Source organism: Clostridium sp. TJA085 (assembly GCF_058310235.1).
Genome location: NZ_JBZEEZ010000003.1, coordinates 102373 through 117075 on the forward strand (window position 1 = coordinate 102373; position 14703 = coordinate 117075).

General features: G+C 28.0%; 13 protein-coding genes, 1 riboswitch and 1 other annotated feature. Of the genes, 5 read left to right on the top strand and 8 right to left on the bottom strand.

The features are described from left to right. Window positions 1–60: 60 nt before the first annotated feature. On the bottom strand, window positions 61–1392 hold the full coding sequence (locus tag AC4FQW_RS09810; protein ID WP_491148846.1) for a Na+/H+ antiporter NhaC family protein: 1332 nt from the start codon (window positions 1390–1392) through the stop codon (window positions 61–63). Between the two features lie 76 nt (window positions 1393–1468). Then, window positions 1469–1639, bottom strand: a riboswitch (SAM riboswitch). Between the two features lie 137 nt (window positions 1640–1776). Beyond that, the gene (locus AC4FQW_RS09815) at window positions 1777–2451 is read right to left on the bottom strand and encodes a hypothetical protein (RefSeq protein WP_303129851.1); all 675 of its coding nucleotides are present in this window, start codon (window positions 2449–2451) and stop codon (window positions 1777–1779) included. Between the two features lie 170 nt (window positions 2452–2621). On the opposite strand from AC4FQW_RS09815, the gene AC4FQW_RS09820 reads away from it, so the two are divergent. Continuing rightward, window positions 2622–3026, top strand: coding sequence for an HNH endonuclease signature motif containing protein (locus AC4FQW_RS09820; protein WP_303129853.1), 405 nt, complete (start codon window positions 2622–2624; stop codon window positions 3024–3026). Between the two features lie 54 nt (window positions 3027–3080). Next, window positions 3081–3290: a binding site (T-box leader), on the top strand. 73 nt (window positions 3291–3363) lie between these two features. Then, window positions 3364–5295: a threonine--tRNA ligase gene (gene thrS, locus AC4FQW_RS09825; protein WP_491148847.1), complete on the top strand. Its 1932-nt coding sequence runs from the start codon at window positions 3364–3366 to the stop codon at window positions 5293–5295. A gap of 47 nt (window positions 5296–5342) precedes the next feature. On the opposite strand, the gene AC4FQW_RS09830 is transcribed toward thrS, so the two are convergent. The 5 genes from AC4FQW_RS09830 to AC4FQW_RS09850 form a co-directional block, all read right to left on the bottom strand. Then, window positions 5343–5900 (bottom strand): 5-formyltetrahydrofolate cyclo-ligase, encoded by a 558-nt coding sequence (locus AC4FQW_RS09830; RefSeq protein WP_491148848.1) that lies wholly within the window; start codon window positions 5898–5900, stop codon window positions 5343–5345. A gap of 27 nt (window positions 5901–5927) precedes the next feature. Then, entirely contained in the window at window positions 5928–6317 is a 390-nt protein-coding gene (locus tag AC4FQW_RS09835) for a hypothetical protein (protein ID WP_491148849.1), read from the bottom strand. A gap of 237 nt (window positions 6318–6554) precedes the next feature. Continuing rightward, on the bottom strand, window positions 6555–6710 hold the full coding sequence (locus AC4FQW_RS09840; protein ID WP_303130594.1) for a hypothetical protein: 156 nt from the start codon (window positions 6708–6710) through the stop codon (window positions 6555–6557). A gap of 68 nt (window positions 6711–6778) precedes the next feature. Next, complete coding sequence (gene glmS, locus AC4FQW_RS09845; RefSeq protein WP_303130596.1) at window positions 6779–8605, bottom strand: glutamine--fructose-6-phosphate transaminase (isomerizing); 1827 nt, start codon at window positions 8603–8605, stop codon at window positions 6779–6781. Between the two features lie 409 nt (window positions 8606–9014). Continuing rightward, on the bottom strand, window positions 9015–9275 hold the full coding sequence (locus AC4FQW_RS09850; protein WP_491148851.1) for a GIY-YIG nuclease family protein: 261 nt from the start codon (window positions 9273–9275) through the stop codon (window positions 9015–9017). Between the two features lie 139 nt (window positions 9276–9414). On the opposite strand from AC4FQW_RS09850, the gene AC4FQW_RS09855 reads away from it, so the two are divergent. Genes AC4FQW_RS09855 through AC4FQW_RS09865 form a run of 3 tightly spaced genes read left to right on the top strand, consistent with a single transcriptional unit; the run spans window position 9415 to window position 13476 of the window. Further along, a complete protein-coding gene (locus AC4FQW_RS09855) occupies window positions 9415–9861 on the top strand; it encodes a MarR family winged helix-turn-helix transcriptional regulator (RefSeq protein WP_303130599.1) in 447 nt (148 codons plus the stop codon). Window positions 9862–9875: 14 nt separating this feature from the next. After that, window positions 9876–11615, top strand: coding sequence for an ABC transporter ATP-binding protein (locus tag AC4FQW_RS09860; protein ID WP_303130600.1), 1740 nt, complete (start codon window positions 9876–9878; stop codon window positions 11613–11615). Further along, window positions 11602–13476, top strand: coding sequence for an ABC transporter ATP-binding protein (locus AC4FQW_RS09865; RefSeq protein ID WP_491148852.1), 1875 nt, complete (start codon window positions 11602–11604; stop codon window positions 13474–13476). The genes AC4FQW_RS09860 and AC4FQW_RS09865 overlap by 14 nt, the downstream gene beginning before the upstream one ends. 42 nt (window positions 13477–13518) lie before the next feature. Here the strand turns inward: AC4FQW_RS09865 and AC4FQW_RS09870 are convergent, their stop codons facing one another. Beyond that, window positions 13519–14616 carry a hypothetical protein gene (locus AC4FQW_RS09870; RefSeq protein ID WP_491148854.1) on the bottom strand — a complete coding sequence of 366 codons (1098 nt, stop codon included), beginning with the start codon at window positions 14614–14616 and terminating at the stop codon, window positions 13519–13521. Window positions 14617–14703: the final 87 nt, after the last annotated feature.

Here is a 14703-nt window from a genome sequence, read left to right on the forward strand (position 1 = left end):
TTAAAAGAACACTATTTTAAAATAGTGTTCTTTCTTTATAGATATTTTTATATAAATAATTTATAAACTATCAACAAAATTTAAATTTTCTTTTTCAATATTAGCTTCTTTATTTCTTGCCCAATATATAAATATTGCAATTACAGCTGATATTCCCATAAGATATGGATAATATAAATACCCCATTATCTGAAATGCAGATACTCCAGCAAGTGATGATGCTGATATAAGTTGTGCTCCATATGGGATTATTCCTTGGAATACACACGAAAACATATCCATAATTCCTGCAATTCTCTTTGGCTCTAAGTCAAATTCATCTGATATATTTTTAGCTATAGGCCCAACTGTTACTATTGCAATAGTATTATTTGCTGTACATATATCAACCAAACTCGTAAGAGCTGCTATTCCAAACTCCGCTCCCCTTCTTGTCTTGAATTTTTTCATTCCTTTGTTAAGTATATACTCTATACCACCATTGTATTCAATAAGAGCTATCATTCCTGATATTAATAAAGAAATTATTATAAGCTCGCTCATCCCACTAATACCAGTAGCTAAATTTTGAAATAATCCAATTATATCAAAACTTGAAGTAAGTATACCTATAACACCGGCTAATATTATACCTGATGATAAAACAAAGATAACATTAACACCAAAAAGAGCTGCTACTAAAACACCTATATAAGGAACTATTTTTATAATGCTATATTCATAAGTTCCTAAACTAAATCCTTGTGTTCCTCTTGTTATAAAAGCAAAAATAATTGCTGTAATTATAGCTGCTGGAAGAACTATCTTAAAATTCATTCTAAACTTATCTCTCATATCACAACCTTGAGTTCTTGTTGCTGCAATTGTTGTATCAGATATTATTGATAAATTGTCCCCAAACATAGCTCCACTTACTACTGCGCCAACCACTAAAGCAACCGCAATTCCAGTTTTCTCAGATATACCAAGTGCTATTGGTACTAATGCAACTATAGTTCCCATTGAAGTCCCTACAGAAAGAGCTATAAAGCAAGCTACTATAAATATACCTGAAATTAACAGATTTGGAGGTAATACAGAAAGTCCTAAATTTACTGTTGATTCAACTGCACCCATAGCTTTCGCAACACTTGCAAAAGCTCCTGCTAATATAAATATTAAAATCATTAAAATTATATTAGGATTACCTGCTCCCTTACAAAAAATATGTAATCTTTCCTCAAAACTAATTTTATTATTCATAATCAAAGCCGTAACTGCTGCAATTAGAAATGGAATTATTACAGATACAGCATAAAAATCTTTTGCTATTAAAGATATTGAAACATATGAAACTATAAATACTAATAATGGCATTAATGCCAATACACTACCTGTTTTATTATTTTTCACTTTAAAATCCCCCTTTAATTTTAATAAAAAAAGCTTCTGATAGAAATCAGAAGCTTTATAAACTCTATATAAACACCACTTATCTATCAGTATTTAACTGCTGGAATTAGCACCACACCAAATAATTTATCGTATGACAAATTTACAATGCAAAATTAATTACATTGAAAAATTATAGTCTTCCCTATATTATTTAGTAGGTTGCCGGGTTTCACAGGGCCAGTCCCTCCACCACTCTTGATAAGACTTTATTTAATTTTTAATTTATTGTAACAAGTACTAACCATTAATGTCAATATATTTTTATTTTCATAAATCCCTATTTATACCTTTAATCAAATAAAATATAGGATAAAATTTAAGTTTTATCCTATACTTTTTTATTTATAATACCTCAGTTAGTTTATCTAATATTACCTTTCTAAATACATTAGCTGCTTCTTTATCATGAGAAATTTTATGTGATATCTCAACAAAATCTTCTGTTGAAATTCCAATAGTATTTTTAAACTCTTCACATTTTCCAGTCATAATTACTGAATCTTTTATAAAATCTGCTAAATCTGAAGCTCTTTTAAATACTTTTATATACAAAAATTTGCTGTTATCTCCAAGCCAAGCTTTATTGAACTTTCTTGTAAAAGTTTTAAGTTCATTTAAAATTTCATCTTCTGGCTTATCCCACATATAACTTAATTCATCATACTGTTCTTTCATAATTTCTTTTTCTTTTTTTGTAATTTTACCTTTAGAATATAAGTTATTAATTAATTCTTTTGTTGGTGAAACTGGTACTTTCATAATTAATTTTTCTGTACCATTTGCCCAATTATAAAAGGCTTTTTGCATAAATGAATGTTGGAGATAACCTAAAAGGGCTCTGGAATTTGGGAAGTATGAATACAAACTCTCTATCCCATTTTTATTTGAGAAAATCAAAGCATGTATATATACAGACTTTGAATTAGGCATTTCATGTGTGAATGCATGCCCTCTCACAGCATTGCAATCATTTACATTTTTGCCCCAAAAACTGAATGAATTGTAATTATCCTTCATAAATATCACCTTTCCTCATAAATCTCAATATAATATACTATAAAGTATATGTTATACAATACACCCTATATAGTATATTATACTACTTTTTATTGTTTCTATTCTTGATTTTTATAAATATTTATATTAATATTCTGTAAATAACATAAAACTTTAAGGAGGTTAATCATTTGTATTTTTGTGAAATATGCAATAAAAAAGCCGATATCCACCATATAGTTCATAGAAGTGAGGGAGGATTTGATATAGAGCTAAATTATATGTATCTATGTCCTGAACATCATCGTGGAAAAAAAGGGCCCCATCATTGTCTAAAAACAGATATATTTTATAAAATTAATTTTCAAAAAAAATTATACAAGCTATTACCAAAAAGATTTTATTCATTTAAAGAACTTTGTATAATATTAAATGCATCAACTAATATAATTAAGCGTTTGACAAAAGACTTAAAATTATACAAAGAAGGCTATAAAAAAGAGGAAATTATTTTTATATTGATGGGAAAAGCATATTATTCTGAAGAATTATTGCAAAATATAGAAATCGAAGAACTTTGTGAAAGCATTTATTGACATCTTAAAATTGTATGATTATAATTAAGATAAATTATTTTATATAAATTTATATTAAACGCATTGATGAGAAGAGTAAGTTAACCCCTTATATTAAGAGAGAAAACACATTAGCTGTAAGTGTTTTTATATAAGCTTAGCTGAAGACTACCTCGGAGTGGCTCTAATCCAGCCCGTAATTGTCACGTTACGACATATTAAAGTGACTCTTTATTTTTAAGAGTAACTAGAGTGGAACCACGGATATTATACTTCGTCTCTAAATTTTGAGACGAAGTTTTTTTATTTAGTAATTAAATTTAAGTTTAAAATAAATTTCAGAAAGGAGTTTTTTAAAATGGTTAAAATCACTTTAAAAGATGGATCAATTAAAGAATTTGAAAATGGTGTATCAGTATTAGAAGTAGCAAAAAATATTAGCGAAGGTCTTGCTAGAAACACATTTTGTGCTAAAATTGATGGAAAAGTTGTTGACTTACGTCAACCAATAAATGAAGATTGCGAGCTTGAACTTTGCACATTTGACTCACAAGAAGGAAAAGATGCTTTAAGACATACAGCTTCTCATGTATTAGCTTATGCTGTAAAAAGATTATTCCCAAATACAAAAATCGCTATAGGACCAGCAATAGAAAATGGTTTTTATTATGATTTTGATAAAGAAGGTGCCTTCTCAACAGAAGATTTAGCTAAAATCGAAGCTGAAATGAAAAAAATAATTAAAGAAAACCCTGAAATAGAAAGATTTGAACTTCCAAGAAATGAAGCTTTAGAACTTATGAAAGATGAACCTTATAAAGTTGAACTTATAAATGACTTAGGTGAAGACGAAGTAATATCTTTCTACAAGATAGGAGATTTTACTGATCTTTGTGCAGGACCACATATAATGTCACTTAAACCAATGAAAGCTATAAAACTTTTAAGAAGTGCTGGGGCTTACTGGAAAGGTGACGAAAAGAATAAAATGCTTTCAAGAATTTATGGAACTGCATTCTTAAAAAATAAAGATTTAGAAGCTCATATAGAAGCTATGGAAGAAGCTAAAAAAAGAGATCATAATAAACTTGGTAGAGAATTAAAATTATTCACTACTGATGAAAATGTAGGTCAAGGACTTCCTCTATTAATGCCAAAAGGAGCTAGAATAGTTCAAACTCTTCAAAGATGGGTTGAAGATGAAGAAGAAAAAAGAGGTTATGTTTTAACTAAAACTCCTCTAATGGCAAAAAGTGACCTTTATAAAATTTCAGGACACTGGGATCACTATAAAGATGGAATGTTCGTTTTAGGTGCTGAAGATAAAGATGATGAAGTATTTGCTTTAAGACCTATGACTTGCCCATTCCAATATGCGATTTATAATTCAGAGCAACATAGTTACAGAGATCTTCCTGTAAGATTTGCTGAAACTTCTACTCTATTTAGAAACGAATCATCAGGAGAAATGCATGGACTTATAAGAGTTAGACAATTTACTTTAGCAGATGGTCATATTGTATGTACTCCTGAACAATTAGAAGAAGAATTTAAAGGTGTTGTAAGCCTAATTGATTACATAATGAGTACTTTAGGAATAGATGGAGATATTTCTTATAGATTCTCAAAATGGGATCCAAATAACACTGAAAAATATATAAATAATCCAGAAGCTTGGGAAAATACTCAAGATATAATGAGAAATATATTAGATCACTTAAATATAGATTACGTTGAAGCTGATGATGAAGCTGCATTCTATGGACCAAAACTTGATATTCAATTTAAGAATGTACATGGAAAAGAAGATACAATAATAACTGTACAAATAGACTTTGCCTTAGCTGAAAGATTTGACATGACTTATATTGATAAAAATGGTGAAAAGAAACGTCCATATATCATTCACAGATCATCAATTGGATGTTACGAAAGAACTTTAGCAATGCTTATTGAAAAATATGCAGGAGCATTCCCAACTTGGCTTGCACCAGTTCAAGCAAAAGTTCTTCCATTATCAGATAAATATAATGACTATGCTGAAAAAATCGTTAGAGATTTAAGAAATAACGGTGTAAGAGTTGAAGGAGACTATAGAGCTGAAAAACTTGGTTATAAGATTAGAGAAGCTAGACTTGAAAGAACTCCTTACATCTTAGTTGTTGGAGAAAAAGAAGCTGAAAACAATACAGTTTCAGTAAGAAGTAGAAAAAATGATGATGAAGGTTCAATTGATTTTGAAAGCTTCAAAGCTAGATTACTTAAGGAAATTTCTAATAAAGAAAGATAATTTTAAAAAAGAGCTTAGAAATTCTAAGCTCTTTTTAATGCAATTTATTATTTAATTATCCTTTTTTCTGTTATTATTTTATCTACTTTTATATCATGTTCCTCAGTTGATATATGTTCTAAAACTTGAAAATCATAAGCTAATGCAACTTTATTAATATTTACATTGGAACTACATAAAAGCCTATCATAATATCCTCCACCATACCCTATTCTATTTTTAAATTTATCAAAAGCTACTCCTGGCATAATTATTAAGTCCAAATCTTTTATATTCATATTAGATTCATTTTCACTAGGCTCTAATATTCCATAATTACTTCTTATTAAATTATTTAATGAATTTATCTCTATAAGTAACATATCTTTTCCTTTTACTTTTGGAACACATACAGTTTTTCCTTTATTTAATGAATCTTTTATTATTATCTCTGTGTCTATTTCTGAACCAAATCCTATATAAGAAAAAATAACTTTTGACTCATTGTATTCATCACTATTTATAAATTTATATATAATTTCATTATCTAGTTTTTCTTTTTCTATATTACTAATTTTATTTCTTTTATCTAAAATATATCTTCTAATATCTCTCTTATTGTTCATTATCTTTTCCCCTGTCTATAAAAATAATTAAATAATTTTACTAAAAGCTTCTATTAAAAAATATTTTAAAATTACTATAATTATTATTGCTGAAAGTAAAAGTTCTTTAATAGCATATTTTCTTAATTTAACAGACTTTATATATTCTTTTGATTTTAATAAAAATATCATAGATATTAACATTAAAATCAAATTAGTAAATGCATTATAAAGCCAAGAATCAATCCCTCTTAATGTGAAAAATAATAAACATAAAAATAATATAAATACATATAAGAATTTATTTAAATTATTAGGATATTTTTTATTAAATTCTTCACCGTAAACTTCTTCTAAATCATCTTTTTTTATATAAATTAAAAATATCAATATAGCTAACTCTAATATTTTGAAAATTAAATTTGATATATTAACCATGTTTAATGCTCCTTCTTATTATTCATTATATTATTATCATACAGCAACGCATTGTCATTTTAAAATAAATTCTTACTTTATTTTATTTAATTTAATCCTGTATAGTATTAAATACATATTTTTTAATAAAAACTTTCTTAAATTATGAACCTAAATTATATACTAACTATTAAAATAATTTTTAAAATTTATAAAAATAAAAGCTTATGCCCAAAATGCATAAGCTTTTAAATTAATTTACTTAATTATATTCTCTAAATCTTCAATGACCATATTTATTATATCAATTTTGGATTTTGCAGCTTCATTATCAGGCATCCATTCTAAACCCGATTTCAAACATCTGCCAGTATCCTTATACTCTTTAATTAATCTTACTAATTCATCTCTCATAAAAAACCCACTCCTTATCTTTATTGGAAATTTATCTCAACTCAGATATTATACATCTTTATTGAGCATTATTCAACTGTAACTGATTTAGCTAAATTTCTTGGCTTATCTATATCAAATCCTTTAAGACTTGCTACATAATATGCTAATAATTGTAACTCAACAGCTGCAAGAATTGGAGCAAACATATCTATAGTTTCTGGTATAAATAGTACTTCATCTAAAACCCCTTGAGCTTTTTCGCTTCCTCTAAATGTTATTCCAAAGTTTATAGCTCCTCTTGATTTTATTTCAACTACATTACTTATCATCTTATCCATTAGATCCCTTTGAGTAAGAACTGAAACAACTTTTGTTCCTTCTTCAATTAAAGCAATTGGACCATGCTTTAATTCTCCTCCAGCATAAGCTTCTGAATGAATATATGATATTTCTTTTAATTTTAATGATCCCTCTAATGCAAGAGCAAAATCCATTCCTCTACCTAAGAAGAATATATCATCTTCGTCTTTAAGTGATTCTGCTACTGCTTTAACTTTGTCAGCATCATTTAATAAGTCTTCTATTTTTCCAGGAATCATTAATAATTCTTCTTTTAACTTATTTATTTCCTCTGTTTTTAAAGTTCCAAGTAATTGAGCAAAGTACATTGCTATTGTATGCATTATTACAACTTGTGTAGTATATGCCTTAGTTGAAGCTACTGAAATTTCAGGACCTGCCATAGTATATATAACATGATCAGCTTCTCTTGACATTGTGCTTCCAACAACATTTGTGACAACAAGAGTTTTAGCACCTATTTTATTACAATCTCTTAATACTGCTAAAGTATCTGCTGTTTCTCCTGATTGACTTAATACAATTACTAATGACTTTTCTGTAACTAATGGATTTCTATATCTAAACTCTGAAGCTATATCAACTTCAACTGGTATTCTTGCTAATTTTTCAACTGAATACTTACCCATAAGTCCAGCATGATATGCTGTACCACAAGCTACCATATATATTCTATCTATATTTTCAAGTTCTTCTTTTGTAATTTTAAAATCATCAAAAACAATTTCATGATCCATTGATACTCTTGAAGTCATAGTATCCTTAATTGCTTTTGGTTGTTCGTGTATTTCTTTTAACATGAATGAATCAAATCCACCCTTTTCAGCAGCATCTGCACTCCATGTTACTTCATATACATCTTTATCTATCTTATTTCCGTTTTCATCTAAAAGTTCAACACCTTTATCTGTTATAACAACAAACTCATTATCTTCTAAAAGATATACTTTATTTGTTCTATTTAAAACTGCTGGAATATCTGAAGCTATAAAATTTTCTTCATCTGAAAGACCAACAATTAATGGACTATCTTGTCTTACTGCAATAAGCTTATCTGGCTCATTGTTTGAAATAACACCAATAGCAAAACTTCCTTGTAAGTCTTTTGTAGCTCTAACTACAGCTTTAAATAAATCTCCTTCATAATAATACTGTATAAGGTTTGGTATAACTTCTGTATCTGTTTCTGATATAAAAGTACATCCTTTGCTTTTTAAGAATTCTCTAAGTTCTATATAGTTCTCAATAATCCCATTATGAACTACAGCAATATCTCCTTTAGAACTTAAATGTGGATGTGAATTAGTATCTGATGGCGCTCCATGTGTTGCCCATCTAGTGTGACCAATACCTATTGTTCCATTAATAGGAGCTTTATTTAAACTTTCTTCAAGATTTGAAAGACGTCCTTTTTGCTTCTTTACTTCAATCTTTCCATCAGATATAACAGCAACTCCTGCTGAGTCATATCCTCTATACTCTAACTTTGATAATCCTTCTACTAAAAAGTCTGTTGCTTGTTTATTTCCAAAATATCCTACTATTCCGCACATAAAAAATCTTCCTTCTTTCTTCACAAATAATATTTAATTGTCATCTTCTTTAAGAATTATCCTAGCAAAATTGAAAGAAGGCATAATAATCCTAGGACTAAAAAAATCTTAAATTGAAGTTTTTACACCAAGCTAGATTTGTCCTATAAATTGCTTCATAGTTTTGCTAGCCGTTATCGGTAGTGTAAATACCGTGGGGCACCCGCCGAAAATTTCGATAACTCCCCAACCTCGTCAACTTAAACAAATTTAAGTTCTGGCGCTTCTAGACTAATTATACACTTTAAATTCTATATATATCACACTCCTACTTTTTCAAATTTTATACCTTCTTTGTAATTTTATCATAAATTTATATTTTGTCTATATATTTAAAATACTTTTTTCCCAAAAATTTGCTACAAGTTTTTTAATTTTCTATAGATTTATTTAAGCTTTTTATTAAAATAAGTTTCTGTTCTCTTTTCATCTTCTTTATTTGATATTCCCTTCTCATAGCATCTTTCTTATTTTTAAATTCTTCAAAATATACTAATTTTAATGGCCCTCTACCTCTAGTATATTTAGCACCTTTTCCTTCGCAATGCATCATAAATCTTTTTTCTAAATTATTTGTCCAACCTGTGTATAATGAATTATCTCCACACATTATTATATATACATAGTTCATATAATCACCTCACAAAATACAATTAAATTATATAATATATTATTAAATTTTTTTAATTTTTATCTATTGATTTTTGTATAGATTGATATTAAAATATAAAAATAATTAGTCGTCTAACTAATTTAGAAAGGAGTATTTTATGGATAATGAATTTAATTTTCCTTTTTATAAACTTTTAGGAGATGTTTTAAGAGGTCACTTTTCTCTTAGTCATAAAACATTAGAAAAAGAAGGTTTATATCCAGGACAACCCCCTGTTCTTTTCACTATATACAAAAATGATGGTATAAGCCAAAAAGAAATTGCAGAAAAAACAAAAATTAAACCTGCAACTGTTACTGTCATGATAAGAAGATTAGAAAAAGCAGGTTTTGTATCAAAAAGCATAGACTCTAATGATCAACGAATTTCAAGAATCCATTTAACAGAAAAAGGATTAAATGCATGTACAAATTTAAAAAAAGTTATATCAGAAATTGATTCAATATGTTTGAATAATTTCACTAAAGATGAAATTAATTCTTTGCAATATTTATTAAATAAAGTAAAAAATAATTTAAAAGAAAATAAAACCGAATTAAGTTAAGGAGTGAAAAATATATGTTAAAGCTGTTTAAGCATTTAAAGCCATATATGAAAAGCTTAATATTTATTATAATATTGCTTTTCGTTCAAACAATGGCTCAATTATATTTACCAACATTACTATCTAAGATAGTAGATACTGGTATTATAAATGGCGATGTAAATTATATACTTAAAATTGGTGCTATTATGATTTTAGTATCTCTTATTGGAAGTATATGTACTATATTTGCTAGTTATATTTCATCAAAAGTCTCAATGTCTTATGGTAAAGATTTAAGAAGAAAAATTTTCGTTAAAGCTGAATCTTTTTCTTTAAAAGAAATGGACAAAATCGGAAATGCTTCACTTATAACTAGAACTACTAATGACGTTAACCAAGTTCAACAAGTTTTAATTATGATACTTAGAATGATGGTTACTGCTCCACTTACTTGTATTGGTGGTATTATAATGGCCATTTCCGTTGATAAGGATTTATCTCTTATTCTTTTAGTTTCAATGCCATTAGTTATTTTAGCTATAGGTCTTATAGGAAAAAAAGGAATGCCTTTATTTAAAGCTATGCAATCTAAACTTGATAATATAAATAAGGTTTTAAGAGAAAACCTTACTGGTATTAGAGTTATAAGAGCTTTTAATAAGCAAAGTTTTGAAACAAAAAGATTTTCTAAAGCTAATAATGATTTCACTACAAATGCAATTAAAGTAAATAAAATTATAGCATTACTTATGCCTATTCTTATGCTTATATTAAATCTAACTTCTGTTGCTATACTTTGGTTTGGCGCAAACAGAATAAACTCTGGTGTTATGGAAGTTGGTAACCTTATGGCTTTCTTACAATATGTTATGCAAATAATGTTCTCACTTATAATGGTAAGTATGCTATTTATAATGATTCCTAGAGCTTCAGCTTCTGCTGATAGAATTAATGAAGTCCTTGAAACTGAACCTTCAATTATAGATAGTAACAATAAGAAAACTAATTCTAATAAAAGAGGTTATGTTGAATTTAAAAATGTTTCCTTCTTCTTCCCTGGTGCTGAGAAAGGTGCATTAAATAATATTTCATTCGAAACAAAACCTGGTGAAACTACAGCCATAATAGGTGGTACTGGATCAGGTAAATCAACATTATTAAATCTTATAGAAAGATTTTATGATCCAACTAAAGGAGAAATTTTAATAGATGGCTTAAATATCAAAGACATGTCTCAAGAAGAACTTAGAAATAAGATAGGTTTTGTTCCACAAAAAGCTGTTCTTTTTTCAGGAGATATAAAAGAAAACTTAAGATATGGAAAAGAAGATGCTTCTATGGAGGAGCTTGTTCACGCATCTAAAATTGCCCAATCATATGATTTTATAATGGAAAAAGAAGATGGATTTGATTCAATTGTTGAACAAGGTGGTAAAAATTTCTCAGGTGGTCAAAAACAACGTCTTGCAATAGCCCGTGCTTTAGTTAGAAAACCTGAAGTATATCTTTTTGATGATAGTTTTTCAGCACTTGATTTTAAAACTGATGCTAAACTTAGAGCTGCTTTAAAAAATGAAACTAAAGATTCAGCAGTTATTATAGTTGCCCAAAGAGTAAGTACTATAATGGATGCAGATAGAATCTTAGTATTAGATGATGGTAACATTGTTGGAATTGGAACTCATCAACAATTACTTGAAAACTGTGCAATTTATAAAGAAATTGCCTCATCACAACTTTCAGAGGAGGAACTTTCAAATGAGCATAGATAATAAACATAAAAAACAATCCCATATGATGGGAGGAGGAAAAGGAGGTCATGGTATTGTTATTGGCGGTGAAAAAGCTAAAAATTTTAAAGTAACTGCCAAAAGATTATTAACTTACTTAAGACCTCATAGAATTAAACTTATATCAGTAATATTTATGGCAATTTTAAGCACTGCCTTTACTGTATTTAGCCCTAAATTACTTGGAGAAACTATTAATGTAATACTTGAAGGTATGATTGCAAAATTTAAAGGAATTCCTGGAGCATCAATTGATTTTACAAAATTATCTCACTATATTTTATTACTTTTATTCTTTTATATTTTAAGTGCAGCATTTATGTATCTTCAACAATATATAATGGCTGGAGTTGCTCAAAATACTGTTAAAGATATGAGAACAGATGTTGATAATAAACTTAATAAATTACCAATAAAATATTTTGATGCAAATTCAAAAGGTGATATTTTAAGTAGAGTTACTAATGATGTTGATAATATAAGTAGTACTTTACAACAAAGTTTAACTCAACTTATAACTGCTGTTGTAACTATAATTGGCATTACAATAATGATGCTTACAATAAGTCCCCTTTTAACTTTAATATGTATTTTAACTTTACCTGTTTGTATAATAGCAACTAGACCTATAATAGGTAGATCACAAAAATACTTCTCAGCTCAACAAAAAGAACTTGGAGCTCTTAATGGACATGTTGAAGAAATATATACTGGTAATATAGTTGTTAAGGCATTTGGACATGAAAAGAAAGCTATTAAAGAATTCGATGAAATAAATGATAGACTTTATAATTCTGCTTGGAAAGCTCAATTTATGTCAGGACTTATAATGCCACTTATGAACTTTATAAACAACATTGGTTATGTAATTATAGCTGTTGTTGGTGGTATACTTGTTACTAAAAACAAATTAAGTGTTGGTTATATTCAATCTTTCATTCAATATTCAAGACAATTTACTCAAATGATTAATCAAACAGCTAACATTGCAAATATTCTTCAATCTACAATGGCTTCAGCAGAAAGAGTTTTTGAAATATTAGATGAACAAGAAGAAATTGAAGATCCAGCTAACCCAGTTATTCTTGATAATCCTAAAGGAAATGTTGATTTTAAACATGTTAAATTCGGTTATAGCGAAGATCACATATTAATGAATGATATGCAAGTATCTGCTAAAGAAGGTCAGACTATTGCTATAGTTGGTCCTACAGGTGCAGGTAAAACAACATTAATAAATCTTATGATGAGATTCTATGAATTAAATGGTGGTGCTATTGAATTTGATGGTGTTGATATAACTAAGTTTTCTCGTGAATATTTAAGAAATATGTTTGGTATGGTTCTACAAGACACTTGGCTATTTAATGGTAGCATTAAAGATAATATAGCTTACGGAAAAGAAAATGCTACTTTTGAAGAAGTTGTAAATGCAGCAAAAGCTGCTCATGCGGATTATTTTATAAGAACATTACCTCAAGGTTATGACACAATATTAAATGAGGAAGCTTCAAATATATCACAAGGTCAAAAACAATTATTAACTATAGCTAGAGCAATACTTGCTAATCCTAAAGTATTAATACTTGATGAAGCTACAAGCTCAGTTGATACTAGAACTGAAAGTTATATTCAAAATGCAATGACAAGACTTATGAAAGGTAGAACAAACTTTGTAATTGCACATAGACTTTCAACAATAAAAGACGCAGATCTTATATTAGTTATGAATCATGGTGATGTTATAGAACAAGGTACTCACAACGAACTTCTTGAAAAAAATGGTTTCTACGCAGACCTTTATAATAGTCAATTTGCTCATCAAGATGTAGAAACTGCATAATAAAAAAATATGCTACTAAAAATTAGTAGCATATTTTTTATTTTAATTAAGCTTTATAATTGTAAAATATGATATATTTTCATCTCTACAACTTAATCTTATATCTTCATCTCCAAATGATTCTACTGATATTGTTGTCCCTTCAGTTAAAAATATTATTCTATCAAAGTATACTTGAGTTACAGATTGACAATTCGAAAATACAGGAATTATATCGCCTTCATTTCCTATGCCATTTACCCTTAATCTATTTATACAACTTCCTTCTGGTATAGCTATATTAAATGTTATTCTATAATTTCCACTTTCCCCGATAATAATTTGATTATTATTATGCTCTAGTGAACCACTCTCATTAACTATATTATTAAACAAATTTAATAATCCACAAGAACTATTTATTGAATTGATTTTTGTATATGAACCAAAAGTGTTTATATTTGCTTCACCAGCTGGCCCTTGTGGTCCTTCTGGTCCCTGTGGTCCTTCTACACCTCTAGGTCCTCTTGCTCCTTGAGCACCCTCTGGTCCTACAGGTCCTATACAACCTCTTTCACCTTGATATCCTCTAGGCCCAATTGGTCCTCTCTCACCTTGAATACCTCTTGGTCCCCTTGGACCTACTGGTCCTTGTGGTCCCTGTGGTCCTACTGGCCCTACAACTCTTTCAGATTCTAAAAATATAAATGGATTTCTCGCTGTATTATTTGAAGCAAATACGGCTACTCCATTTCCTTCAGGTGATACATTTATATTTATTTCATTAATAGTATTTAAATTTAAATTTTCAAAAGCTTTTGCTAGGTTTATACTAATATATCTGCCTACTTCAGATGAATTTATTCTATAACTTATACAGCTATTTTCTATATTATTTCCACATTCTCTTATTTCAACATTTATTTTTATTAACATAGAATTTGTGCACCTTAGACTATCAAGATATAAATATAATCTAAATACATCCCTATTTAATTGATTAAATTCTAAATTAACATTAAATCTTAAATAAAATGATCCTTTAACAGTTGAACATACACAATTATTTCTTTGACAAATGACTATTAATTTATCTTGTACATCTCTAATTTCTCCATTTAAATACTGTTTTTCTTCAATAGGAGTAATTTTAAATTGCATAATTTAGCCTCCCCTTTTAATATAAAGTACACTATTTTTTAAAATATTCCTTTATATCAATATATTAAAATATTAAAAGAAGGTTAA

What these genes read in the sequence shown, in the direction of transcription:
- AC4FQW_RS09855 (WP_303130599.1), top strand. Translation starts at nt 9,415, where the DNA reads ATGGATAATGAATTTAATTTTCCTTTTTATAAACTTTTAGGAGATGTT.
- AC4FQW_RS09830 (WP_491148848.1), bottom strand. Translation starts at nt 5,900, where the DNA reads ATGAACAATAAGAGAGATATTAGAAGATATATTTTAGATAAAAGAAAT.
- thrS (WP_491148847.1), top strand. Translation starts at nt 3,364, where the DNA reads ATGGTTAAAATCACTTTAAAAGATGGATCAATTAAAGAATTTGAAAAT.
- AC4FQW_RS09840 (WP_303130594.1), bottom strand. Translation starts at nt 6,710, where the DNA reads ATGAGAGATGAATTAGTAAGATTAATTAAAGAGTATAAGGATACTGGC.
- AC4FQW_RS09860 (WP_303130600.1), top strand. Translation starts at nt 9,876, where the DNA reads ATGTTAAAGCTGTTTAAGCATTTAAAGCCATATATGAAAAGCTTAATA.
- glmS (WP_303130596.1), bottom strand. Translation starts at nt 8,605, where the DNA reads ATGTGCGGAATAGTAGGATATTTTGGAAATAAACAAGCAACAGACTTT.
- AC4FQW_RS09870 (WP_491148854.1), bottom strand. Translation starts at nt 14,616, where the DNA reads ATGCAATTTAAAATTACTCCTATTGAAGAAAAACAGTATTTAAATGGA.
- AC4FQW_RS09835 (WP_491148849.1), bottom strand. Translation starts at nt 6,317, where the DNA reads ATGGTTAATATATCAAATTTAATTTTCAAAATATTAGAGTTAGCTATA.
- AC4FQW_RS09865 (WP_491148852.1), top strand. Translation starts at nt 11,602, where the DNA reads ATGAGCATAGATAATAAACATAAAAAACAATCCCATATGATGGGAGGA.
- AC4FQW_RS09850 (WP_491148851.1), bottom strand. Translation starts at nt 9,275, where the DNA reads ATGAACTATGTATATATAATAATGTGTGGAGATAATTCATTATACACA.
- AC4FQW_RS09815 (WP_303129851.1), bottom strand. Translation starts at nt 2,451, where the DNA reads ATGAAGGATAATTACAATTCATTCAGTTTTTGGGGCAAAAATGTAAAT.